The organism is Micromonospora humidisoli, from assembly GCF_016900955.1.
In the GTDB taxonomy this organism is placed as follows: Bacteria; Actinomycetota; Actinomycetes; order Mycobacteriales; family Micromonosporaceae; genus Micromonospora; species Micromonospora wenchangensis.
Genome location: NZ_JAFEUO010000008.1, coordinates 299,683 through 322,194, shown reverse-complemented (window position 1 = coordinate 322,194; position 22,512 = coordinate 299,683). Strand labels below are relative to the sequence as shown.

The 22,512-nt window shown below is 72.9% G+C and carries 20 protein-coding genes and 1 pseudogene; 1 reads left to right on the top strand and 20 read right to left on the bottom strand.

Annotated elements, in window-relative coordinates:
* Positions 1 to 125 precede the first annotated feature (125 nt).
* From JQN84_RS27205 to pyrR, 14 genes and pseudogenes are all read right to left on the bottom strand, one after another.
* Entirely contained in the window at positions 126 to 2,126 is a 2,001-nt protein-coding gene (locus JQN84_RS27205; protein WP_204961463.1) for a primosomal protein N', read from the bottom strand.
* Positions 2,123 to 3,316, bottom strand: coding sequence for a methionine adenosyltransferase (gene metK / locus JQN84_RS27200; RefSeq protein WP_204961395.1), 1,194 nt, complete (start codon positions 3,314 to 3,316; stop codon positions 2,123 to 2,125). Before metK ends, JQN84_RS27205 begins: the two co-directional genes overlap by 4 nt.
* 89 nt (positions 3,317 to 3,405) lie before the next feature.
* Positions 3,406 to 4,614 (bottom strand): bifunctional phosphopantothenoylcysteine decarboxylase/phosphopantothenate--cysteine ligase CoaBC, encoded by a 1,209-nt coding sequence (gene coaBC, locus JQN84_RS27195; RefSeq protein ID WP_204961394.1) that lies wholly within the window; start codon positions 4,612 to 4,614, stop codon positions 3,406 to 3,408.
* 14 nt (positions 4,615 to 4,628) lie between these two features.
* Positions 4,629 to 4,892 carry a DNA-directed RNA polymerase subunit omega gene (gene rpoZ, locus JQN84_RS27190; RefSeq protein ID WP_007075826.1) on the bottom strand — a complete coding sequence of 88 codons (264 nt, stop codon included), beginning with the start codon at positions 4,890 to 4,892 and terminating at the stop codon, positions 4,629 to 4,631.
* A 99-nt stretch (positions 4,893 to 4,991) separates the two neighbouring features.
* Positions 4,992 to 5,523, bottom strand: a pseudogene (locus tag JQN84_RS27185) (nucleoside/nucleotide kinase family protein); the annotation flags it as partial.
* Positions 5,524 to 5,548: 25 nt separating this feature from the next.
* Positions 5,549 to 5,866, bottom strand: a complete 318-nt coding sequence (gene mihF / locus JQN84_RS27180) for an integration host factor, actinobacterial type (protein WP_067309448.1) — start codon at positions 5,864 to 5,866, stop codon at positions 5,549 to 5,551.
* Positions 5,867 to 6,040: 174 nt separating this feature from the next.
* Positions 6,041 to 6,880 carry an orotidine-5'-phosphate decarboxylase gene (gene pyrF / locus JQN84_RS27175; protein ID WP_204961392.1) on the bottom strand — a complete coding sequence of 280 codons (840 nt, stop codon included), beginning with the start codon at positions 6,878 to 6,880 and terminating at the stop codon, positions 6,041 to 6,043.
* 72 nt (positions 6,881 to 6,952) lie between these two features.
* Positions 6,953 to 8,227, bottom strand: coding sequence for an adenosylmethionine--8-amino-7-oxononanoate transaminase (locus JQN84_RS27170; RefSeq protein ID WP_204961391.1), 1,275 nt, complete (start codon positions 8,225 to 8,227; stop codon positions 6,953 to 6,955).
* A 91-nt stretch (positions 8,228 to 8,318) separates the two neighbouring features.
* Positions 8,319 to 9,368, bottom strand: a complete 1,050-nt coding sequence (locus JQN84_RS27165) for a quinone-dependent dihydroorotate dehydrogenase (protein ID WP_204961390.1) — start codon at positions 9,366 to 9,368, stop codon at positions 8,319 to 8,321.
* Between the two features lie 148 nt (positions 9,369 to 9,516).
* The gene (gene carB / locus JQN84_RS27160; RefSeq protein ID WP_204961389.1) at positions 9,517 to 12,912 is read right to left on the bottom strand and encodes a carbamoyl-phosphate synthase large subunit; all 3,396 of its coding nucleotides are present in this window, start codon (positions 12,910 to 12,912) and stop codon (positions 9,517 to 9,519) included.
* Entirely contained in the window at positions 12,905 to 14,104 is a 1,200-nt protein-coding gene (carA, locus tag JQN84_RS27155; RefSeq protein WP_307821455.1) for a glutamine-hydrolyzing carbamoyl-phosphate synthase small subunit, read from the bottom strand. The genes carB and carA overlap by 8 nt, the downstream gene beginning before the upstream one ends.
* A gap of 120 nt (positions 14,105 to 14,224) precedes the next feature.
* Positions 14,225 to 15,556 (bottom strand): dihydroorotase, encoded by a 1,332-nt coding sequence (locus tag JQN84_RS27150; protein ID WP_204961387.1) that lies wholly within the window; start codon positions 15,554 to 15,556, stop codon positions 14,225 to 14,227.
* Positions 15,553 to 16,506, bottom strand: a complete 954-nt coding sequence (locus JQN84_RS27145; RefSeq protein WP_204961386.1) for an aspartate carbamoyltransferase catalytic subunit — start codon at positions 16,504 to 16,506, stop codon at positions 15,553 to 15,555. Before JQN84_RS27145 ends, JQN84_RS27150 begins: the two co-directional genes overlap by 4 nt.
* 49 nt (positions 16,507 to 16,555) lie before the next feature.
* Positions 16,556 to 17,137, bottom strand: coding sequence for a bifunctional pyr operon transcriptional regulator/uracil phosphoribosyltransferase PyrR (gene pyrR, locus JQN84_RS27140; RefSeq protein WP_204961385.1), 582 nt, complete (start codon positions 17,135 to 17,137; stop codon positions 16,556 to 16,558).
* Between the two features lie 286 nt (positions 17,138 to 17,423).
* On the opposite strand from pyrR, the gene bldD reads away from it, so the two are divergent.
* Positions 17,424 to 17,912, top strand: coding sequence for a transcriptional regulator BldD (gene bldD, locus JQN84_RS27135; RefSeq protein WP_013285505.1), 489 nt, complete (start codon positions 17,424 to 17,426; stop codon positions 17,910 to 17,912).
* Between the two features lie 92 nt (positions 17,913 to 18,004).
* Here the strand turns inward: bldD and nusB are convergent, their stop codons facing one another.
* From nusB to aroC, 6 genes are all read right to left on the bottom strand, one after another.
* A complete protein-coding gene (gene nusB, locus JQN84_RS27130; RefSeq protein ID WP_204961462.1) occupies positions 18,005 to 18,415 on the bottom strand; it encodes a transcription antitermination factor NusB in 411 nt (136 codons plus the stop codon).
* Positions 18,416 to 18,438: 23 nt separating this feature from the next.
* Positions 18,439 to 18,996, bottom strand: coding sequence for an elongation factor P (gene efp, locus JQN84_RS27125; protein WP_088645221.1), 558 nt, complete (start codon positions 18,994 to 18,996; stop codon positions 18,439 to 18,441).
* 127 nt (positions 18,997 to 19,123) lie between these two features.
* Complete coding sequence (gene aroQ / locus JQN84_RS27120) at positions 19,124 to 19,582, bottom strand: type II 3-dehydroquinate dehydratase (protein ID WP_204961384.1); 459 nt, start codon at positions 19,580 to 19,582, stop codon at positions 19,124 to 19,126.
* Positions 19,579 to 20,655, bottom strand: a complete 1,077-nt coding sequence (gene aroB / locus JQN84_RS27115; protein ID WP_204961383.1) for a 3-dehydroquinate synthase — start codon at positions 20,653 to 20,655, stop codon at positions 19,579 to 19,581. The genes aroQ and aroB overlap by 4 nt, the downstream gene beginning before the upstream one ends.
* A gap of 108 nt (positions 20,656 to 20,763) precedes the next feature.
* Positions 20,764 to 21,270, bottom strand: a complete 507-nt coding sequence (locus JQN84_RS27110; protein WP_204961382.1) for a shikimate kinase — start codon at positions 21,268 to 21,270, stop codon at positions 20,764 to 20,766.
* 28 nt (positions 21,271 to 21,298) lie between these two features.
* Positions 21,299 to 22,477 (bottom strand): chorismate synthase, encoded by a 1,179-nt coding sequence (gene aroC / locus JQN84_RS27105; protein WP_204961381.1) that lies wholly within the window; start codon positions 22,475 to 22,477, stop codon positions 21,299 to 21,301.
* Positions 22,478 to 22,512: the final 35 nt, after the last annotated feature.

The window sequence follows — 22,512 nt, the reverse complement described above, 5'->3', positions numbered from 1 at the left end:
GCCTTCGTCGCGCCATTCGTGCGCCCGGGCATGAGGGGCGATGCTATCACGCGTACGCCCGCCGTCCGGCGGACCCGGGGTGCGACGGGAGGCTGGCCGGGCACCCGATGGAACTGACCGGTGACTCAGAACAGGGCGAGCGGGTCGACCTGGAGGCGGACCGGTTCGGCGGCCCGCCGGGCGCTGCGGACCCCGGCGGCGGTGTGCAACGCCCCGGCCAGCGCGGCGGCCCGCGACCGGGGCACCCGGACCAGCATCCGTTCCCGGTCCTCGTCGGCGGGGACCGGACCGAGCACCTCCGCCCCGTCCGGCAGCCGCACCTGCGCGAGCAGGTCGGCCACCGCCTCCGCCGCACCGGTGACGCTGGCCATCTTCACCGCCGGCGGGAAGCCCAACTCCCGCCGCTCGGCCAGCTCCCGGGCGGCGAACCAGCCCGGGTCCCAGCGCAGCAGCGCCTGCACCGGGGCCAGGGCCCCGTCGGCGACCACCACCACCTTGCCACCGGCCGGGGCGGGACGGGCCAACGCCGCCGCGGACAGCCACCGTCGCAGCGCCTCCTCGCCGGCCCGCAGATCGGCCCGGGTGAGCAGGGCCCAGGAGTCCAGCAGCAGTACCGCCCCGTACCCGCCGTCGGCCACCGGTTCCGCGCCCGGGGTGGCGATGACCAGCGCGGCACCGCCCGGCACGGCGGCGAGCACCTCGTCGCGGCCCGAGGTGCGCACCGGCACCCCGGGAAACGCCCGGCCCAGCTCCTCGGCGGTCCGGCGGGCCCCGGTGACGGCCGCCCGCAGCCGCCGCCCGCCGCACTGCGGGCAGGCGTACGCGGCGGTGACCCGGCCACACCAGCGGCAGGCCGGCGGGGCGTCGGCGGCACGCAGCGCCAGCGGGCCGGCGCAGTGCGGGCAGCGGGCCGGGGTGCGGCACTCCGCGCAGGAGACCGAGGGCAGGTAGCCCCGGCGGGGCACCTGGACCAGCACCGGCGCGTCCGCGCGCAGGGTGTCCCGGGCGGTGGTCCAGGCCAGGCTGGGCAGCCGGGCCGTCGCCGCGCCCGGGTCGCGGGCCAGTTGCGGGTCGTCCCCGGTCGGGGCGATCGCCGGGGTACGCGCCCGCAGGGTCGCCCGGTCCGCCACCACCTCGCGGGCCCACCCCGTCTCCACCAGCAGCTGTCCCTCGGCGGTCCGGGTCCAGCCGCCGACCAGCGCGGCGGCGTCGGCGAGCCGGGCCCGGGTGAGCAGCACCTCGCGCGCGTGCGGGTAGGGGGCCCGGGGCTCGGCGTGCAGGTCGTCCCCGTCGTCCCAGATCGCCACCAGACCGAGCCGGTCGACCGGGGCGAACATGGCGGCCCGGGTGCCGATCACCACCGGCACGTCGCCCCGCCGGGCGGCCAGGAAGGCCCGGTAGCGACGGGCCGGGCCGAGCGCGGCGGAGAGGGTCACGTGCCGGCCGGGGCCGAGCAGGGCGGTCAGCGCCGCGTCGAGCCGGTCGAGGTCCCGGGCGTCGGCCACCACCACGACCGCGCCCCGACCACCGGCGAGGGTGGCGGCGACCGCGTCGGCGTAGCGGGCCGCCCAGTCCTCCCCGGCCAGCGCCGACCAGACCGCCCGGGGGGCCCGCCCGTCGGCCAACGCCGTCAGCAACGCCGGGCCGGCCGGATAGTCCCGCCAGCCACGCGGATCGACCCCGGCCGCGCCGGGCTGGTCGACGCCGGGCGGCTCGGTGCCGACCGGCACGGCGTCGGCGCGGGGTTCCTTCTCGACCCGGGCGTGCCGGGGCGGGACGGCCAGCCGGAGCACGTCGGCGAGGTTGCCGGCGTACCGGTCGGCGACCGCGCGGGCCAGCCGGGCCACCTCGGGGGCCAGCACCGGCTCCGGCGAGACCACCTTCTCCAGGTAGGCCAGCCGGCCGTCGTGCGCGGAGCTGTCGACCCGCTCCAGCAGCCATCCGTCGACCAGTTGACCGGCGAAGCGGACCTTCACCCGCACCCCGGGGACCGCGTCGTCGGCCAGCCCGGCGGGGACCAGGTAGTCGAAGGGGCGGTCGAGGTGCGGCAGCGCGACGTCGACGCAAACCCGAGCGACCGGCGACCCGTCAGCGGGTCGCCGGTCGCTGGGCGTGGTGCCGGTCAGGCGCCCGCTACCGACTTCAGGTCGGCGGCCCGGTCGGTGCTCTCCCAGGTCAGCTCCGGCAGCTCCCGGCCGAAGTGGCCGTAGGCGGCGGTCTGCTGGTAGATCGGGCGCAGCAGGTCGAGGTCCCGGATGATCGCGGCCGGACGCAGGTCGAAGACCTCACCGACGGCCCGCTCGATCCGCTCGACCGGCACGTTCTCGGTGCCGAAGGTCTCGATGAAGAGACTGACCGGGTGGGCCTTGCCGATCGCGTACGCGACCTGCGCCTCGCAGCGCTCGGCCAGCCCGGCGGCGACCACGTTCTTGGCCACCCACCGCATCGCGTACGCGGCCGAACGGTCCACCTTGGACGGGTCCTTGCCGGAGAACGCGCCGCCACCGTGCCGCGCGTACCCGCCGTAGGTGTCGACGATGATCTTCCGGCCGGTCAGGCCGGCGTCACCCATCGGACCACCGATCTCGAACCGGCCGGTCGGGTTGACCAGCAGCCGGTAGCCCTCGGTGTCCAGGCCCAGGCTCTCCAGCTCCGGGGCGATGACGTGGTCCCGCACGTCCGGGGTGAGCAGCGAGTCCAGCGAGATGTCCGCGGCGTGCTGGCTGGACACCACGACGGTGTTCAGTCGGACCGGGCGCAGCCCCTCGTACTCGATGGTGACCTGGGTCTTGCCGTCCGGCCGCAGGTAGGGAATCGTGCCGTCCTTGCGCACCGCGGACAGCCGCTGGGCCAGCCGGTGCGCCAGCGCGATCGGCAACGGCATCAGCTCGGGCGTCTCGGAGCAGGCGAAGCCGAACATCATGCCCTGGTCGCCGGCACCCTGGGCGTCCAACGCGCTCTCCGACGCCCCGGTCCGCAGCTCGAAGGCGTTGTCGACGCCCTGGGCGATGTCCGGCGACTGCGCGCCGATGGAGACGCTGACGCCACAGGAAGCGCCGTCGAAGCCCTTCTTCGACGAGTCGTAGCCGATGCCGAGGATCGTCTCGCGGACGATGGTCGGGATGTCGGCGTACGCCTTGGTGGTCACCTCGCCGGCGACGTGGACCTGACCGGTGGTGATCAGGGTCTCGACCGCCACCCGGCTGTGCGGGTCCTGGGTCAGCAGGGCATCGAGGATCCCGTCGCTGATCTGGTCGGCGATCTTGTCCGGGTGGCCTTCCGTGACCGATTCGGACGTGAAGAGGCGGCGTGTCACGGCACTCCTAAGCTCTTTAGATAATCGTTCCGCAGCAGTCTAGTCACCCTCGCGTACCGCTCACGACCGGGCGAGGCGGCATCCACCGTTCAGGACCGGGCGGGCCACCTGTCACGCACCAGGTCCCAGACCTGGTCGGCCAGGTCCTCCTTGGCCTGCTCGGGTAGGTGGTGCACGCTGCCGTCGGCACCGATGACGGTGGCCGCGTTGGTCTCGGCGCCGAAGACCTTGTCGATGCCGACCTCGTTGACGACGACCAGGTCGGCGCGTTTGCGGGCGAGTTTGGCCCGGCCGTTGGCCTCGGCGTCGCCGGTCTCGGCGGCGAACACCACCAGCACCTGCTCCGGTCGACGGCGACGGCCCAGCTCGGCGGCGATGTCCGGGTTGGTGACCAGCGCGATGGTCGGCGCGCTGCCGTCGTCCGACTTCTTGATCTTGCCGGTGGCGTAGCTGGCCGGACGGAAGTCGGCCGGCGCCGCCGCCATCACCACCGCGTCGGCGGTCTCCGCGGCGGCCAGCGTGGCCACCCGCAGTTCCTCGGTGGTGCCCACCCGGACCAGGTCGACCCCGGCGGGGTCGGGCAGCGACACGTGGGCGGCGACCAGGGTGACCCGGGCGCCCCGGGCGACGGCGGCCCGGGCGAACGCGTAACCCTGCTTGCCGGAGGACCGGTTGCCGAGGAAACGGACCGGGTCGAGGGGTTCCCGGGTGCCGCCGGCGGTGACCACCAGGTGCCGGCCGGCCAGATCGGCGGGGGCGTCGACACCCCGGGCGAGGGCCCGCCGGGCGACCGCGAAGATCTCGGCCGGGTCGGGTAGCCGGCCCTTGCCGCTGTCGGCACCGGTGAGCCGGCCGACGGCGGGCTCGATCACCCGTACCCCCCGGGCCCGCAGGGTGGCCACGTTGGCGACGGTGGCGGGGTGCTCCCACATCTCGGTGTGCATCGCCGGGGCGAGCACCACCGGACAACGGGCGGTGAGCAGGGTGGTGGTGAGCAGGTCGTCGGCGAGGCCGTGGGCGGCCCGGGCGAGCAGGTCGGCCGTGGCCGGCGCGACCACCACCAGGTCGGCCTGCTGGCCGAGCCGCACGTGGGGCACCTCGTGCACCGCGGACCAGACGTCGTCGGCGACCGGCTGGCCGGACAGTGCCGCCCAGGTCGGCGCCCCGACGAAGCGGAGCGCCGACGCGGTCGGCACGACCCGGACCCGGTGGCCCGACTCCGTGAACAGCCGCAGCAGCTCGCACGCCTTGTAGGCGGCGATGCCACCGCCGACTCCGAGCACGATCTCGGCGGACATCGGGGGTACGGGGGTTACGGCTGGTCGGTCGGCTCGGCGGTGAGCAGGCCCGCGTTGATCTCGCGCATGGCGATGGAGAGCGGCTTCTCCTGCGGGGTGGTCTCCACGAGCGGGCCGACGTACTCCAGCAGGCCCTCGCCGAGCTGGCTGTAGTAGGCGTTGACCTGACGCGCCCGCTTGGCGGCGAAGATCACCAACGCGTACTTCGAGGTGGTCTTCTCCAGCAGCTCGTCGATCGGCGGGTTGGTGATGCCCTCGGGGTTGGCGATGGATCCCACGAAATACCTCTGCCTCTGAAGTGTCCGCGCGGACGCGGCTGGTCGCTCGGCCGCGCGGGGCGGCTGACAGCTCGGCCGCTCGGGGCGGCCGGTCGCTCGACCACGTTGCGGTGGCCGGGCGGGAGCCAGATTAGGACGAACCGAGCAAGCCTACCAGCTCAGCGGCGGCGCGCTCGGTTCGGTCGTGGTGGACGGCGCGCGTGGCGCGGGCCGCCAGGACCGGGTCCGGACGGTGTCCGGGCGGCAGCAGCAGCACCAGGCTGCTCTGCGGCAGGGCCGCGTGGACGACGAGCGCCCCGGGCGGGTCCAACGGCAGCAGCACCGGCCGGCCCCGCGTCAGTCGTTCGATCAGCGGGGCGCGCGGCGTGCCCCGGCGGTACGGCCCGGCCCGGGACCACTCCAGCAGCTCGCCCGCGGCGATCATCCGGTCGAACTCGGCCGGCTCCCGGAAGAGCCGGTCGACGCCGTCGGACTCGCCGGTGCGAGGCGCCCGAGTGGTCACCGGGACCGGCACCCACACGGCGGGAGAACGCGCCCGGACCGCCTCGACCACACCGCCCCGGCCGGCACCCGAAGGTCCGGTCAGGACGGTGAGCCGTGCCGCCGGGCACGCCTCCTCATCCGTGCTCACCGCTTGTTTGTACCTGCTGCGGCGGTCAGTTGGCGGCGAACTCTCCAAGCAGCGCCTTGCGCTGCTGCTCGCCCAGGCCACGCAGGCGGCGGCTGTCGGCGATCTTGAGCTTCTCCATGATCTGGGTGGCCCGGATCTTGCCGATACCCGGCATCGCCTGCAGCACGGCCGACACCTTGAGCTTGCCGACGACATCGTCGGACTCGGCCCGCGCAAGGACGGCGGCCAGGGTGGTCTTGCCCTGCTTGAGCTGCTCCTTCAGCTCAGCACGGGCCTTGCGGATCTCCGCGGCCTTTTCCAGCGCGGCAGCGCGCTGCTCGGGGGTCAGTGACGGGAGCGGCACCAGTTCTCCTCAGGTCCCTATCGCGACGGGCGGAACGCACCGCCGCTCTGTGAAACGTGGTGTCGCTGGCAACCAAAGAGGTCCGTGGTTCCCAGCGCGGGGAAAACTAGCGTTCGACGGAGTTTTCGGCAACGTGGACGCGCGATGATCAACGTAAAGTGACCGAGCCGTCAGTCAGTGTCCGGAAGCCAGAATGTGCCGGCAGTCGGCCGCCACCCGGGCCGCGGCGGTCCGCAACGCGTCGACGTCCGGACCCGCGTTGAGCACCTCCCTGGAGTACGACGGCAACACTGCGGACAGGTTCGGACCGAACACGGTGGGTAGGTCGGCGGCCGTCGCACCCTGCGCGCCGAGACCCGGTGCGAGCAGTGGGCCATTGACCCGGGACAGGTCGTGACCGGTGTCGCCGATGGTCGCGCCGACCACCAGTCCGAAGCTGCCCAGCGGCTCAGCACCCCGGTTGAGCTGGGAAATCTCATCGATAACAAGCTGTGCGACGGTGCGCCCACCGGAGGTGACGGCACGCTGCACCTCCGCCCCTTCGGGGTTCGAGGTGAGCGCTAACACGAAGACCCCGCCACCGTGCGCAGCGGCCGTCTCGAACATCGGGGCCAGCGAACCTACTCCCAGGTAGGGGCTCGCCGTGAGCGCGTCGACATACATCGGGCTGGATGGATCAAGGTACGCGGAAGCGTACGCGGCGACCGTCGAACCGATGTCGCCACGCTTGGCGTCGAGAAGAACGAGCGCCCCAACATCACGTAACTGTCGGATAGTTGACTCAAGAATCGCCACTCCACGGCTCCCGAATCGCTCGAAGAAGGCCGACTGAGGCTTGAACACCGCAACCCGGTCACCGAGCGCTTCCGCGACGGTCCGGACGAACCGTTCCAGACCGTCGACGTCGTCCTCAAGGCCCCAGCGGGCCAGCAGACCCGGATGGGGGTCGATGCCCACACAGAGCGGCCCCCGCTCGGCCACCGCCCGGTGCAGCCGGGTTCCGAAGGTCTCCATCCGTTGCTCCCTCTCGTCTCGCGTTCCGCTGCTGCGGGGCGGACGGTCGCCGCCCCGGTTGCGCCCCGGTGTTCAGCCGGCCGCGACGGCGGCGGCGATCCCGGCCGCGATCCGGGCCACGTCGTCGTCCCCCGTCACGTACGGCGGCATCGCGTACACCAGGTCGCGGAAGGGGCGCAGCCACACGCCCCGGTCCACCGCGGCGGCCGTCGCCGCCGCCAGATCCACCTCGTGGTCCAGCTGCACCACGCCGATCGCGCCCAGCACCCGGACGTCGGCCACCCCCGGCGCCCCCCGCAACGGCTCCAGACCGGCCCGCAGCCCCGCACCCACCCGCGCCACCTCGGCCGCCCAGTCACCGGCCCGCAGCAGCCCCAGGGAGGCGTTGGCGACGGCACAGGCCAACGGGTTGCCCATGAACGTCGGGCCGTGGGCCAGCACCCCGTCGGCGGAGATGCCCCGGGCCACCTCCGGCGTGCACAACGCCGCCGCCAGGGTGAGGTAGCCGCCGGTGAGCGCCTTGCCCACACAGAGCACGTCCGGGGTCACCCCGGCGTGCCCGGCGGCGAACATCGACCCGGTCCGGCCGAATCCGGTGGCGATCTCGTCGAAGATCAGCAGCACCCCGTGCGCCCGGGTCACCTCGCGCAGCACCCGCAGGTACCCGGGGTGGTGGAACCGCATCCCACCGGCCCCCTGCACCACCGGCTCGACGATCACCGCCGCCAACTCGTCCGCGTGCCGGGCGACCGCGTCGGTCAACGCCGTCACGTACGCCGGATCGGGCGGGTCGGCGAAACCGCCGGGCGGCACCGGCGCGAAGACCTGCCGGGGCAGCACGTCCCCCCAGAGGTGGTGCATGCCGCCCTCCGGGTCGCAGACACTCATCGGGTGGAACGTGTCGCCGTGGTAACCGCCCCGCCAGGTGCCCAGCCGGCGACGCTGCGGCCGGCCGGTGGCCCGCTGGTACTGCAGGCACATCTTGATCGCCACCTCGACCGACACCGAGCCCGAGTCGGCCAGGAAGACGTGCGCCAACCCCGGCGGGGCCAGCTCGACGAGCGTCTCGGCCAGCCGGACCGCCGGCTCGTGGGTGAGCCCGCCGAACATCACGTGACTCATCCGGCCGAGCTGGTCGGTGACCGCAGCGTCCAGCACCGGATGCCGGTACCCGTGGATCGCCGCCCACCACGACGACATCCCGTCGATTAGTTCCCGGCCGTCGGCCAACCGCAGCCGGACACCCTCGGCGCTGTGCACCACGTACGGTGGGTGGGCCGGCGGCAGCGCCGCGTACGGGTGCCAGACCCGGGCCCGGTCGACGGTCAGGATCTCCTCGGGCGTCACGCGTGCTCCTCCGTACCCTCGTCGGTGGTGGCGTCGGGGCGCACGGGCGCTGCGGGCGGACACGACCGGAACGCCGGACGTGCCCGCCGGCTCACCGGCCGCCCACCACCCGGTCGCCCGCCCGGACGGCCCCGGCCGGGACCCGGGCGGCGGCCCGCACCAGGGCCGGGCCCCGGTAGATGAACCCGGTGTAGAGCTGGACCAGGCTGGCCCCCGCGTCGAACATCCGGGCCGCGTCGTCCGGGTCGAGGATGCCGCCGACCCCGATCACCGGGAGCCGGCCCCCGGTCTCCCGGTGTACGAACGCGACCATCTCCCGGGCCCGCCCGGTCAGCGGACGGCCGGACAGGCCACCGGTCTCGACGCCCCGGGCCCGGTCGGCGGGAGCGAGCCCGTCGCGGGCCAGGGTGGTGTTGGTGGCGATCACGCCGGCCGCGCCCCGGGCCAGGCACACCTCCAGCAGCTCGGCCACGGCCGGCTCGGTGAGGTCCGGGGCGATCTTCACCAGCACCGGCTTCTCCCCCACGAGGGCGGCCAGCAGGGCGTCCAGGTGTGCCTTGTCCTGCAACGACCGCAACCCGGGGGTGTTCGGCGAGGAGACGTTGACCGCGAAGTAGTCGCCGTGCCCGCGCAACGCCCGGTACGAGGTGAGGTAGTCCTCCACCGCGTCCTCCAGCGGGGTCACCTTGGACTTGCCCAGCGAGATGCCCAGCGGCACCCCCAGCGGGCGGGGCGCGGCGGCCAGCCGGTCGGCCAGCGCCTGCGCCCCGGCGTTGTTGAAGCCCATCCGGTTGATCACGGCCGCGCTGTCGGGCAGCCGGAACAGCCGGGGCCGGGGGTTGCCCGGTTGGGCGTGCGCGGTGACCGTGCCGACCTCGACGAAGCCGAACCCGAGCGCCGGCCAGGCCGGCAGGGCCACCCCGTTCTTGTCCATCCCCGCCGCCAGGCCCACCGGGTTGGGGAACTGCACCCCGAACACCGTCCGGGGCGCCAGGTGCAGGTTGCGGGCCCGCAGCAGCGCCAGCGCCGCCGGCCGCCGGGACAGCGTCGCCAACCGCCGCAGCGTCCACTCGTGCGCCGCCTCGGCGTCGCCACCCCCGATCCGGAACAGCGCCCGCCGGACCCCCTTCTCGAAGATCATGTCCCCTCCCGGCCGACGCTCCCCCGGCCGACGCTCTCGTCGGTGATCAAGAGGTTTGCGTCACCGCGCCCGCCGTTCGGTGACCGAAACCTCTTGATCACCGAAACGAGCGGGGGGCGCGGACCGCGCGGGGAACGGGGGTCGGGGGTCACTGGGCGGCCCGGAGGGCGGCGTGGAGCTCCTGGAGGGGGCGCACCCGCATGTCGCCCCGGATGCGGGCCTCGATGCCCATCACCGCCGCCGCCACCCCCGGCACGGTGGTGATGCACGGGATGTCGGCCGTGACGGCGGCGCTGCGGATCTCGTAGCCGTCCGAGCGGGCGCTCGCGCCCGACCCCTGCGGGGTGTTCACCACCAGCGCCACGTCACCGGCGAGGATCATCGACACCGCGTCCGCGCCCTCGCCCGCCTGGTAGTGCTTGCGGATCTGCTCGCAGGCGATACCGTGCCGGCGCAGCAGCTCGGCGGTACCCGTGGTGGCGACGATCGCGAAGCCCAGGTCGGCCAGCCGCTTGATCGGGAAGATCATCGCACGCTTGTCCCGGTTGGCCACCGAGACGAAGATCCTCCCGGTGGTCGGCAGCGAACCGTACGCGGCGGACTGGCTCTTGGCGAACGCGTGCCCGAAGCTGGTGTCGATGCCCATCACCTCGCCGGTGGACTTCATCTCCGGGCCGAGCAGCGAGTCGACGCCCTTGCCGGCCGGGGTGCGGAACCGCTTGAACGGCAGCACCGCCTCCTTCACCGCGATCGGGGCGTCCGGCGGCAGCACCCCGCCGTCGCCGGTCGCCGGGAGCAGCCCCTCGGCACGCAGCTCGGCGATCGTCGCGCCGAGGGCGATCCGGGCCGCCGCCTTGGCCAGCGGCACGGCGGTGGCCTTCGAGACGAACGGGACCGTCCGGGACGCCCGCGGGTTCGCCTCCAGCACGTAGAGCATGTCGTCCTTGAGCGCGTACTGGACGTTGAGCAGACCGCGCACCCCCACGCCCCGGGCGATCGCCTCGGTGTAGCGGCGCACCTCGGTCAGGTGCGAGCCGGCCAGCGTGATCGGCGGCAACGCGCACGACGAGTCGCCGGAGTGGATGCCGGCCTCCTCGATGTGCTCCATCACCCCACCGAGGTAGACCTCGCCGTCGGCGTCGCAGAGCGCGTCCACGTCGATCTCGATGGCGTCGTCGAGGAACCGGTCGACCAGCACCGGGTGGTCCGGGGAGATGTCGGTGGCCCGCCCGATGTAGTCACGCAGCGTGGCGTCGTCGTAGACGATCTCCATGCCCCGCCCGCCGAGCACGTACGACGGTCGGACCAGCACCGGGTAGCCGATCTCGTCGGCGATCGCCTTCGCCTCGTCGTACGAGGTGGCCGTGCCGTGCGCCGGGGCCCGCAGGTCGGCGCGGGCCAGCAGCGCCCCGAACGCACCGCGCTCCTCGGCCAGGTGGATCGACTCCGGAGAGGTGCCCACCACCGGCACCCCGGCGTCCTTGAGCCGCTGCGCCAGCCCCAGCGGGGTCTGCCCGCCGAGCTGCACGATCACCCCGACCACGCCGGGGCCGCCGGCCGCCCGGCCGGACGAGTCCTCGGCGTGCCAGACCTCCAGCACGTCCTCGAAGGTCAACGGCTCGAAGTAGAGCCGGTCGGCGGTGTCGTAGTCGGTGGAGACGGTCTCCGGGTTGCAGTTGACCATCACGGTCTCGTAGCCGACGGCACCGGCCGGGTCCGCCGCCACGGCACCCGCCGTGCCGCGCGGGGCGGCCCGCAACGCCTGGACGGCGTGCACGCAGGAGTAGTCGAACTCGATGCCCTGGCCGATCCGGTTCGGCCCGGACCCCAGGATCAGCACCTTGGGCCGGTCCGACGCGGCGACCTCGGTCTCCTCGTCGTACGTCGAGTAGTGGTACGGGGTGGTCGCTTCGAACTCGGCCGCGCAGGTGTCCACCGTCTTGTAGACCGGCCGGACGTCGAGCCGGTGCCGCAGGGTGCGTACCCCGTCCTCGGCGGCCAGCTCCGGGCGCAGCGCGGCGAGCTGCCGGTCGGACAACCCGGCCCGCTTCGCCCGGCGCAGCAGCCCGACGTCGAGCACCGGGGCGGCCACGATCTCGGCCCGCAACTCGACCAGACCGGCGATCTGGTCGAGGAACCACGGGTCGATCCCGCCGGAGGCCGCCGACACCTCGGCCACCGACGCGCCCAGCCGCAGCGCCCGCTCCACGGTGTAGAGCCGGCCGTCGTGCGGCATCCCCAGCGCGGCGAGGGTGTTCTCCCGCGTCGCGTCCTGCGGGTCCGGCCGGGTCCAGAACCCGGCCGCCGACGTCTCCATCGACCGCATCGCCTTGTTGAGCGCCTCGGTGAAGTTGCGGCCCAGGCTCATCGCCTCGCCGACCGACTTCATCGTGGTGGTCAGCTCCGGGTCCGCGCCGGGGAACTTCTCGAACGCGAACCGGGGGATCTTCACCACCACGTAGTCCAGCGTCGGCTCGAACGCGGCGGGCGTCTTGCGCGTGATGTCGTTGGGAATCTCGTCGAGGGTGTAGCCGATGGCCAACTTCGCGGCGATCTTGGCGATCGGGAAGCCGGTGGCCTTCGACGCCAGCGCCGACGACCGGGACACCCGGGGGTTCATCTCGATCACCACGATCCGGCCGTCGGCCGGGTTCACCGCGAACTGGATGTTGCAGCCGCCGGTGTCCACCCCGACCTCACGCAGCACCGCGATGCCCAGGTCACGCAGGTTCTGGTACTCCCGGTCGGTGAGCGTCATCGCCGGGGCGACGGTGACGCTGTCGCCGGTGTGCACACCCATCGGGTCGACGTTCTCGATCGAGCAGACCACCACCACGTTGTCGTGCCGGTCGCGCATCAGTTCGAGTTCGTACTCCTTCCAGCCGAGCACGCTCTCCTCGATGAGCACCTCGTGCACCGGGCTGGCGGCCAGGCCGGCCCCGGCGATACGGTCCAGATCCTCGTCGGTGTGCGCCATGCCCGACCCCAGGCCACCCATCGTGAACGACGGCCGGATCACCACCGGCAGGCCCAGCTCGGCGACGGTGGCGCGGACCTCGTCCATCGAGTGGCAGACCCGCGAGCGGGGCACCAGCGCGTCCGGGTCGGGCAGCCCCAGCCGGACGCCGGCCTTGGCGACGATCTCCTTGAACAGCTGGCGGTCCTCACCCCGGTTGATCGCCTCGATGTTCGCGCCGATCAGCTCGACGCCGTACTTGTCGAGCACCCCGGCGGCGTGCAGGGCGACCGCGGTGTTCAACGCGGTCTGCCCGCCCAGGGTGGGCAGCAGCGCGTCGGGCCGCTCCTTGGCGATCACCAGCTCGACGAACTCCGGGGTGATCGGCTCGACGTAGGTGGCGTCGGCGAACTCCGGGTCGGTCATGATGGTCGCCGGGTTGGAGTTGACCAGGCTGACCCGGATCCCCTCGCTGCGCAGCACCCGGCAGGCCTGGGTGCCCGAGTAGTCGAACTCGCAGGCCTGCCCGATCACGATCGGCCCGGAGCCGATCACCAGGATGTGCTTGAGATCGTCGCGCTTAGGCATTCGTGCGCCCCTCGCTGTGGTTCCGGCCCGCGCCGGGCTGCCCGTCGGGGCCACGGCCCTCGATCAGCTCGGCGAAACGGTCGAAGAGGTAGTCGGCGTCGTGCGGGCCGGCTGCCGCCTCCGGGTGGTACTGGACGGTGAAGGCGGGCACGTCCACGGCCCGCAGCCCCTCGACGACATTGTCGTTGAGGCAGACGTGCGACACCCGCACGCCGCCGAACTCGGTGTCGATGACCTGGTCGGGGACGACCGCACCGGCCGGCCCGTCGCCGTGGCCCGGCCAGGCCACCGCGAAGCCGTGGTTGTGGCTGGTCACCTCGACCTTGCCGGTGGCCCGGTCGAGCACCGGCTGGTTGATGCCCCGGTGGCCGTAGCCGAGCTTGTAGGTGCCGAAGCCGAGCGCCCGGCCGAGGATCTGACTGCCGAAGCAGATGCCGAACAGCGGGATCCGCCGGCTCAGCACCTCCCGGGCCAGCGCCACCGGCCCGTCGGCGGTGGCCGGGTCACCCGGGCCGGGCGAGAAGAAGACCGCGTCCGCGCCGGTGGCCAGCAGGTCGTCGATGGTGGACCCGGCGGGCAGCACGTGGGTGGTGACCCCCCGGGCGGCCAGCCGACGCGGCACGTTGCGCTTGATGCCCAGATCCAGCGCGGCGACGGTGTACCGGTGCTCACCCTCCGCCTCGACCACGTACGGTGCGGCGGTGCTCACCTCGGCGGACAGGTCAGCGCCGACCATCTGCGGGGACTGCCGTACCCGCTCCAGCAGGGCACGCGGGTCGTCCTCGACGCTGGAGATGCCGACCCGCATCGCGCCCCGCTCCCGCAGGTGCCGGGTCAGCGCCCGGGTGTCCACCCCGGCGATGCCGACCACGCCCTCCACACCGAGCCGGTCCTCCAGCCCGCCGGTGGCCCGCCAGTTGGACCCGATCCGGGCCGGGTCACGGACCACGTACCCGGCGACCCAGATCCGGTCGGACTCGTCGTCCTCGCCGTTGACCCCGGTGTTGCCGATGTGCGGGGCGGTCTGCACCACCACCTGCCGGTGGTAGGACGGGTCGGTCAGGGTCTCCTGGTAGCCGGTCATACCGGTGTTGAAGACCGCCTCGCCGAAGGTCTCCCCGACACTGCCGTACGACTCACCGTGGAAGGTGCGCCCGTCCTCCAGCACCAGGATCGCGGACCTACGTTTCACCATGCTGCGTCTCCCTCGATCCGGACTGCGGGACTCCGCTTCGCTACGTTCCTCGCTCGGATCACGCGTCTCCTCCGATCCGGACTGCGGGACTCCGCTTCGCTACGTTCCTCGCTCGGATCACTTGACAGCCTTTCCGTCCAGGACCGTCGGCTCGCCGCGCAGGAAGGTCGCCACGATGCGACCCGGCAGCGTCATGCGGGCGTACGGGGTGTTACGACTGCGGCTGGCCAGCTCCGCGGGCTCGACCACCCGACGGGCGGCCGGGTCGACCAGGGTCAGGTTCGCCGGTGCCCCGGGCACCGGGTCGAGGCCGTGACCGTCGAGCCCGGCGATCCGGGCCGGGGTCCGTGACATCCGGTCGGCGATCAGATCCCACCGGGGGCCGAGCACGTCGAGGGCGATGGACAGCGCCGTCTCCAGACCGAGCATGCCCGGTCGGGCGTACGCCCACTCGCACTCCTTGTCCTCCACGGCGTGCGGCGCGTGGTCGGTGGCGACGACGTCGATGACGCCCTCGGCGAGCGCGGCGCGCAGCGCGGCGACGTCGGTGCCGGTGCGCAGCGGCGGGTTGACCTTGAACACCGGGTCGTAGCTGGCCGTCGGGCTCCAGTCGGCCCCGAGCGCGGGGCTGGCCAACACGCCGTGTCCGGCCACCACCTCGTCGGTGAGCAGCAGGTGGTGCGGGGTGATCTCGGCGGTGACCCGGACCCCGCGCGCCTTGGCCTGGCGCAGCACCTCGACGCTGCCGGCGGTGGAGACGTGGCAGACGTGCAGCCGGCTGCCGACGTGCTCGGCGAGCAGCACGTCCCGGGCGATGATCGCCTCCTCGGCGACGGCCGGCCAGCCGGTCAGCCCGAGCCGGGTGGAGACCTCACCCTCGTGCATCTGCGCGCCCTCGGTGAGCCGGGGCTCCTCGGCGTGCTGGGCGATGATCCCGTCGAACGCCTTGACGTACTCCAGGGCCCGGCGCATCAGCTTGGGGTCGGCGACGCAGTGCCCGTCGTCGGAGAAGATCCGCACCCGGGCCGGCGAGTCGGCCATCGCGCCCAGCTCGGCCAGGCGCTCGCCGGCCAGGCCGACGGTGACCGCGCCGATCGGCTGCACGTCGACCAGCCCGGCCTGCCGGCCGAGCCGCCACACCTGCTCGACCACGCCGGCGGTGTCGGCGACCGGCGAGGTGTTCGCCATCGCGCAGACCGCGGTGTAGCCGCCGAGCGCCGCCGCCCGGGAGCCGGACTCCACGGTCTCGGCGTCCTCCCGGCCGGGTTCGCGCAGGTGGGTGTGCAGGTCGACCAGGCCGGGCAGGGCGACCAGCCCGGTGCCGTCGACGACGGCGGCGTCCGGCGCGTCCAGCCCGGGGCCGGTCTCGGCCACGACGCCGTCGCGGATCAGCAGGTCGGTCGGCGCGCCGCCGACGACACTCACGTTCTTGATCAGGTACGCGGTCACCGGTTGTTCCCTCCGAGCAGCAGGTAGAGCACGGCCATCCGCACGGAGACCCCGTTGGCGACCTGTTCGACGATGGTGGAGCGGGGCGAGTCGGCGACCTCGGGGGTGATCTCCATCCCCCGGTTCATCGGCCCGGGGTGCATGACGATCGCGTGTTCGGGCAGCCGGCGCAGGCGCGGGCCGTCCAGCCCGTAGCGGCGGGCGTACTCGCGGGCCGAGGGGAAGTAGGAGTCGTTCATCCGTTCCCGCTGCACCCGCAGCATCATCACCACGTCCACCCCGGGCAGCACCGCGTCGAGGTCGTAGCAGACGTCGGTGCCGGGGGCGGCGTCGGTCGCCACGGACCCGACGCCGGCGCGGGCGGCCCAGTCGACCGGGATCAGCGTCGGCGGACCGACCAGGGTGACCTTGGCGCCGAGGGTGCTCAGCAGCAGCACGTTGGAGCGGGCCACCCGGGAGTGCAGCACGTCACCGACGATCGCCACGTGCAGGCCGGCGAGCCGGCCCAGCCGGGCCCGCATGGTGTACGCGTCGAGCAGCGCCTGGGTCGGGTGCTCGTGCGTGCCGTCACCGGCGTTGACCACCGAGCCGTCGACCCAGTTGGCCAGCCGGTGCGGGGCCCCGGAGGCGGGGTGCCGGACGACCACCGCGTCGGCCCCCATCGCCTGGAGGGTCAGCGCGGTGTCCTTCAGGCTCTCGCCCTTGGTGACGCTGGAACCCTTGGCGGAAAAGTTGATCACGTCGGCGCTGAGTCGTTTGGCGGCGGCCTCGAACGAGATCCGGGTCCGGGTGGAGTCCTCGTAGAAGAGGTTCACCACCGTCCGGCCCCGCAGCGCGGGCAGCTTCTTGACCTCCCGGCCGGCGACCGTGGCCATCTCGGCGGCGGTGTCGAGGATCTCGGTGGCGGTGCCGGCGTCCAGGTCGCCCCCGGAGAGCAGGTGTCTGATCATGAGCGGGGCCGCCTCTCGTTCGGGCCTGCCGGGTGGCGTCGGGTCGTGGTCACCGGGTCTCCCCGCAGAGCCGTACCTCGTCGACGCCGTCGGTCTCGACGAGGGTGACCTTGACGCTCTCGGCGAGCGCGGTCGGGATGTTCTTGCCGACGTAGTCGGCACGGATCGGCAGTTCCCGATGCCCCCGGTCGACCAGCACGGCGAGCTGCACCGAGGCGGGCCGGCCGACGTCGTTGAGGGCGTCCAGGGCGGCCCGGACGGTGCGGCCGGAGAAGAGCACGTCGTCGACGAGGACGACCCGCTTGCCGTCGATGCCGCCGGGGGGCAGCTGGGTCGGGCCGACCGCGCGGGTGGCGTGCCGGCGCAGGTCGTCGCGGTAGAGGGTGATGTCGAGCACCCCGACCGGGACGTCGACGTCCTCGAAGGTGCTGATCCGGGCGGCGAGCCGCCGGGCCAGCGGGGCGCCCCGGGTGGGGATGCCCAGCAGCACGGTGTCGGCGGCGCCCTGGGTCTTCTCCAGGATCTGGTGGGCGATCCGGTCGACGACGCGCTGGACGTCGGCGCTGGCGAGGATCACCTTCACCGAGGGTTGCCGCTCGGGCGACGGGTCGGCAGCCGGTGGGCAGGCCACGGCGGACCTCCTTCCCCGCCTCACGGGACGGGTCGTTAAAGGATGTCGGGGGTGTCCGGTCGGGTCGGGGGCCCGACCGGGGCTGGCGGCCACGTTACCAGCGGTCACCTGGCCGTTCGCCGCGACCCACTGATCCCCGGATCAGGACGGTGAAATGCGGACAACTCACCCGCTATCTCCGATGGGAATGTCACGAGCACTTGACCACGTGTCGCAATCCCCGTACCGTCACGCTCCGTAGCGATCGCGGGGAGAACCCCTAAAGCACAGCACTGGGAGTGTCCGAATGCCCTCTGAATACGCCAAGTCGCTGGGCGCCCGCCTGCGCTCCATCCGCCAGCAGCAGGGCCTGTCCCTGCAGGGGGTGGAGGAGAAGTCGAACGGACGCTGGAAGGCGGTGGTGGTCGGCTCGTACGAGCGTGGCGACCGGGCCGTCACCGTGTCCCGACTGGCGGAGCTGGCCGACTTCTACCGCGTTCCCGTCTCGGAGTTGTTGCCCGACGGCAGCGGGGTACGGCACGAGCCCACCAGCAAGATCGTCCTCGACCTGGAGCGGCTGTACGACGAGGCCTCCGAGGACCTCGCCTACGTCGCCCGCTACGCCCGTGCCATCCAGCAGCAGCGTGGCGACTACAACGGCCGGGTGCTCTCCATCCGCGCCGACGACCTGCGCGCCCTGGCGATCGTCTACGACGCCTCGCCGTCCGGTCTGATCGAACGGCTCACCGAGCACGGTGTGCTGGTCGCCGACCCGCGGGCGTTCTTCGCCTCCTGATCCGCGGTCACGCAACGAGAAGGGCCCGTGCCGTCCGGCACGGGCCCTTCTCGTCACGGCGCAGGTCCCGCCCGCGCCACGGGCGGCCACGCTCAGCGGGTGGCGTACTCGGCGATCCGGCCGAGGATGCCGTTGAGGAAACGCGGCGAGTCGTCGGTGGACATCTGCCGGGCCAGCTCCACCGCCTCGCTGATCGCCACCGCGTCGTCGATCTCGTCGACGTAGAGCAGCTCGTAGACGGCGATCCGGGCCAGGTTGCGGTCGACCGCCGGCATCCGGTCCAGGGTCCAGCCCTCGGCGTAGCTGGCGATCACCTCGTCGATCCGGTCGAGGTGCCCGGCGACCCCCTCGACCAGACCGATCGCGTAGTCCAGGTGCTCCGGACGCGGCTTCTCGATCCGCTCGACGTAGCCGGCGAGCACCTCGGCCGGGGGCCGGTCCCGCAGGTCGGCCTCGAAGAGCACGTCCAGCGCCCGCTTGCGCGCCTTGCGGCGCGCCGGCATCTGCTGCTTGGCGCCCTCGGCCATCAGGCCCGGCCGAGGTAACGGCCGTCGCGGGTGTCGACCTTGATCTTCTCGTCGGTGGTGATGAACAGCGGCACCTGCACGGTCGCGCCGGTCTCGACGGTGGCCGGCTTGTTGCCGCCGGTCGACCGGTCCCCCTGCAGACCCGGCTCGGTGTAGGTGACCTGGAGCACCACGCTGGTGGGCAGTTCGATGTAGAGCGGAACACCCTCGTGGGTGGCGACGGTCGCCTCGGCCTCGGGGAGGAGGTAGTTGGCGGCCTCGCCGACGGTGCCGCCGGGGACGGTGATCTGGTCGAACGTCTCCAGATCCATGAAGACGTAGTCCTCACCGTCGGCGTAGAGGTACTGCATGGTGCGCTTGTCGACGGTGGCGGTCTCGACCTTGGTGCCCGCGTTGAAGGTCTTGTCGACGACCTTGCCGGACAGCACGTTCTTCAGCGTCGTGCGGACGAACGCCCCACCCTTACCGGGCTTGACGTGCTGGAACTCGACGACGGACCACAGCTCCCCGTCGAGGTTGAGTACCAGGCCGTTCTTGAGGTCGTTGGTGGATGCCATTTCCTGCCTTGATCATCAATTGGCGGACAGACCTGACAAGTCTACTAGCTGCGTCTAATCGGTGGCGGGGCCGTCGACCGGGGCCCGACCCACCCCCCGACCGTCACACAGAGTGACCAACGGGGGATCAGGCGGCCCCGTCGAGCCGGGTGGCGAGATGCCGCAGCGCGAGCCGGTAGCCGTCCACGCCGAGACCGCAGATCACCCCGGTGGCCACCGCCGACACCACCGAGTGGTGCCGGAACTCCTCCCGGGCGTGGATGTTGGAGATGTGCACCTCGACCAGGGGGGCGCGCAGCAACGCGCAGGCGTCGCGCACCGCGATCGAGTAGTGCGACCAGGCCGCCGGGTTGAGCACCACCGCCGCGCCCTCGTCAGCCGCCCCGTGCAGCCAGCCGACCAGCTCGTGTTCCGCGTCGGTCTGCCGCACCACCACGTCCAATCCCAGCTCACGGCCCGTCTCGACGCAGAGCTTCACCAGGTCGGCGTAGCTGGTCACCCCGTACACGTCGACCTGGCGGGTGCCCAGCCGGCCCAGGTTCGGCCCGTTGAGCACGTACACCCGGGGGGTGGTCCCGGTGGTCACCGGCTGACCTCCCGGTAGGCGGCGTGCAACAGCTCGTCGTCCGGGCCGTCCAGGATCGCCGGGCGGGCCAGGCCGTCGAGCACCACGAACCGCAACCGGCTGCCCCGGGCCTTCTTGTCCACCCGCATCGCCGAAAGCAGCTCCGGCCAGGCGTCCGCCGGGTAGCTGGTCGGCAGGTCCAGCGCCGCCAGCACGCTGCGGTGCCGCTGCGCGGTCGCCACATCCAGCCGGCCGGCCAACCGGGCCAGGGTGCCGGCATAGACGGTGCCGACGGAGACCGCGTGCCCGTGCCGCCAGCGGTACCCCTCGACCTTCTCGATCGCGTGCGCCAGCGTGTGCCCGTAGTTGAGCACCTCCCGCACCCCCGACTCGCGCAGGTCACCGGAGACCACGTCGGCCTTCACCCGGATCGCCCGCTCGATCAGCTCCCGGGCCACCGGGCCGGTCGGGTCGACGGCGGCTGTCGGGTCCGCCTCGACCAGGTCCAGGATCACCGGGTCGGCGATGAAACCGCACTTGACCACCTCGGCCAGCCCGGCGGCCAGGTCGGCCGGCGGGAGGCTGTCCAGCGTGCCCAGGTCGGCCAGCACCCCGACCGGCGGGTGGAACGACCCCACCAGGTTCTTGCCGGCCGCCGTGTTCACCCCGGTCTTGCCGCCGACGGCGGCGTCGACCATGCCGAGCAGCGACGTCGCCACCGGCACCCACCGCACCCCACGCAACCAGCAGGCCGCGACGAAGCCGGCCAGGTCGGTCACCGCACCGCCGCCCACCCCGACCACCGCATCGGTACGGGTGAAGCCGGCCGCCCCGAGCTGCTCCCAGCAGTCGGCGGCCACCTCGACCCGCTTGCCCGCCTCGGCGTCGGGCACCTCGATCGCCAACGGGGTGATCCCCGCCCCGGCCAACCGCCCGCCGATCTCCTCGGCCAACGCCCGCAGGGGCGGCGCGTACAGCACCGCCGTCCGGGTCGCGTCGGGCAGCAACGCGGGCAGCTCGGCCAGCAGGCCCCGCCCGACCAGTACGTCGTACGGCCGTTCGCCGCCGACCGGAATCCGGGTCACCTCGTCCATCGCCGGCAGCCTAGTCCAGCCCCGGCCCCGGCACGGGGAATGTCCACCTGATGGCGGCCCGGCCTCCCGGCGTGACCCGACGGCCGGGCCGGCGTCGGGTGGGCGCGGTCAGGGCCTGATCAGGGTGACGATCTCGGCGGCGATCTCCTCCGGCGTCCGGCCGTCGGTGACCACCGTCGCGGTCGCGACCTCCGCGTAGAGCGGCCGACGCTGGTCCATCAGGTGCTTCAGGGTGGCGCGCGGGTTGACCGACAGCAACGGCCGGCCGGCACCGAGCCCGACCCGCTTCACCGCGTCGGTCAACTCCACCGACAGGTGCACCACCGTGTGCCCGACCAGCGCGGCCCGGTTCTCCTCGGCGAGGATCGCCCCACCACCCAGGGCGAGCACCCCGGCGTGCGAGGTCAGCGCCGCCAGCACCGCGGCCCGCTCCAACGCCCGGAAGTGCGCCTCACCCTCGTCGATGAAGATCTCCGGGATGGGCTTGCCGGCCATCTGCTCGATGTCGGCGTCGGTGTCCCGGAACGCCACCCCGAGCAGGGTGGCCAGTTCCGCGCCGACGGTGCTCTTGCCGGAACCGGGTGCCCCGACCAGCACACAGACAGGCTTCGTCACCGGGTTGGCCCTTCTTGACGGCCGCTGTTCACCGGATGATCAGGCTGTCGAGGTAACCGGCGACGTTACGACGGATCTCAGCCACCGAGTCACCACCGAACTTCTCCACCGCAGCCTCGGCGAGGACCAACGCCACCATCGCCTCCGCGACCACCGCAGCGGCGGGAACGGCACACACGTCGCTCCGCTGGTTGATCGCCGTCGCCGGCTCACCCGTGGTCACGTCCACCGTGGCCAGAGCCCGGTTCAACGACGAGATCGGCTTCATCGCCGCCCGCACCCGCACCGGCTCACCCGTGGTGATCCCACCCTCCAGACCACCCGCCCGGTCGGTGACCCGACGCACCCCGGTCGCCGTCGGCATGATCTCGTCGTGCGCCTCCGAGCCTCGGGACCGGGCCTGCTGCCAGCCGTCCCCGATCTCAACGCCCTTGATCGCCTGGATCGACATCAACGCCGTCGCCAACCGGGCGTCGAGCTTCCGGTCCCACTGCACGTGACTACCCAGGCCCGGCGGCACCCCGTACGCCAACACCTCCACCACCCCGCCCAACGTGTCGGCGGCCTTCTTCGCGGCGTCGACCTCGGCGACCATCTGGGCGCTCGCGTCCGGATCGAGGCACCGCAACGGGTCCGCGTCGATCCGCTGCGCGTCCTCGGGCGTCGGCCGTAGCCCCGGCTTCGCGGCCACCGAGCCGAGCTCCACCACGTGCGACACGATCTCGATGCCGAGGGCCTGCTTCACCAGGGCCTTCGCCACGGTGCCCACCGCCACCCGGGCAGCGGTCTCCCGGGCGCTGGCCCGCTCCAGGATCGGCCGGGCGTCGGTGTGACCGTACTTCTGCATGCCGGCCAGGTCGGCGTGGCCAGGCCGGGGACGGGTCAGCGGGGCGTTCCGCGCCTGACTCGCCAACTCGTCCGCATCGACCGGGTCGGCGGCCATCACCGTCTGCCACTTCGGCCACTCGGAGTTACCCACCCGGATCGCGACCGGACTACCCAACGTCAATCCGTGCCGCAGGCCACCGACGAGCTCGACCTCGTCCTGCTCGAACGCCATCCGGGCGCCCCGGCCATAGCCGAGCCGACGACGGGCCAACTCACCGGCGATCTCACCGGTGGTCACCGCCACCCCGGCGGGCACCCCCTCCAGCAACGCCACCAGAGCCGGACCATGCGATTCACCTGCAGTCAGCCAACGCAACACGACGGTCAGTCTGTCACGCCCGGTGCCGGCGTCGG

What these genes read in the sequence shown, in the direction of transcription:
- JQN84_RS27145 (WP_204961386.1), bottom strand. Translation starts at nt 16,506, where the DNA reads ATGATCAGACACCTGCTCTCCGGGGGCGACCTGGACGCCGGCACCGCC.
- nusB (WP_204961462.1), bottom strand. Translation starts at nt 18,415, where the DNA reads ATGCCGGCGCGCCGCAAGGCGCGCAAGCGGGCGCTGGACGTGCTCTTC.
- carB (WP_204961389.1), bottom strand. Translation starts at nt 12,912, where the DNA reads ATGCCTAAGCGCGACGATCTCAAGCACATCCTGGTGATCGGCTCCGGG.
- coaBC (WP_204961394.1), bottom strand. Translation starts at nt 4,614, where the DNA reads ATGTCCGCCGAGATCGTGCTCGGAGTCGGCGGTGGCATCGCCGCCTAC.
- pyrF (WP_204961392.1), bottom strand. Translation starts at nt 6,880, where the DNA reads ATGGAGACCTTCGGAACCCGGCTGCACCGGGCGGTGGCCGAGCGGGGG.
- bldD (WP_013285505.1), top strand. Translation starts at nt 17,424, where the DNA reads ATGCCCTCTGAATACGCCAAGTCGCTGGGCGCCCGCCTGCGCTCCATC.
- efp (WP_088645221.1), bottom strand. Translation starts at nt 18,996, where the DNA reads ATGGCATCCACCAACGACCTCAAGAACGGCCTGGTACTCAACCTCGAC.
- aroB (WP_204961383.1), bottom strand. Translation starts at nt 20,655, where the DNA reads ATGGACGAGGTGACCCGGATTCCGGTCGGCGGCGAACGGCCGTACGAC.
- JQN84_RS27165 (WP_204961390.1), bottom strand. Translation starts at nt 9,368, where the DNA reads ATGATCTTCGAGAAGGGGGTCCGGCGGGCGCTGTTCCGGATCGGGGGT.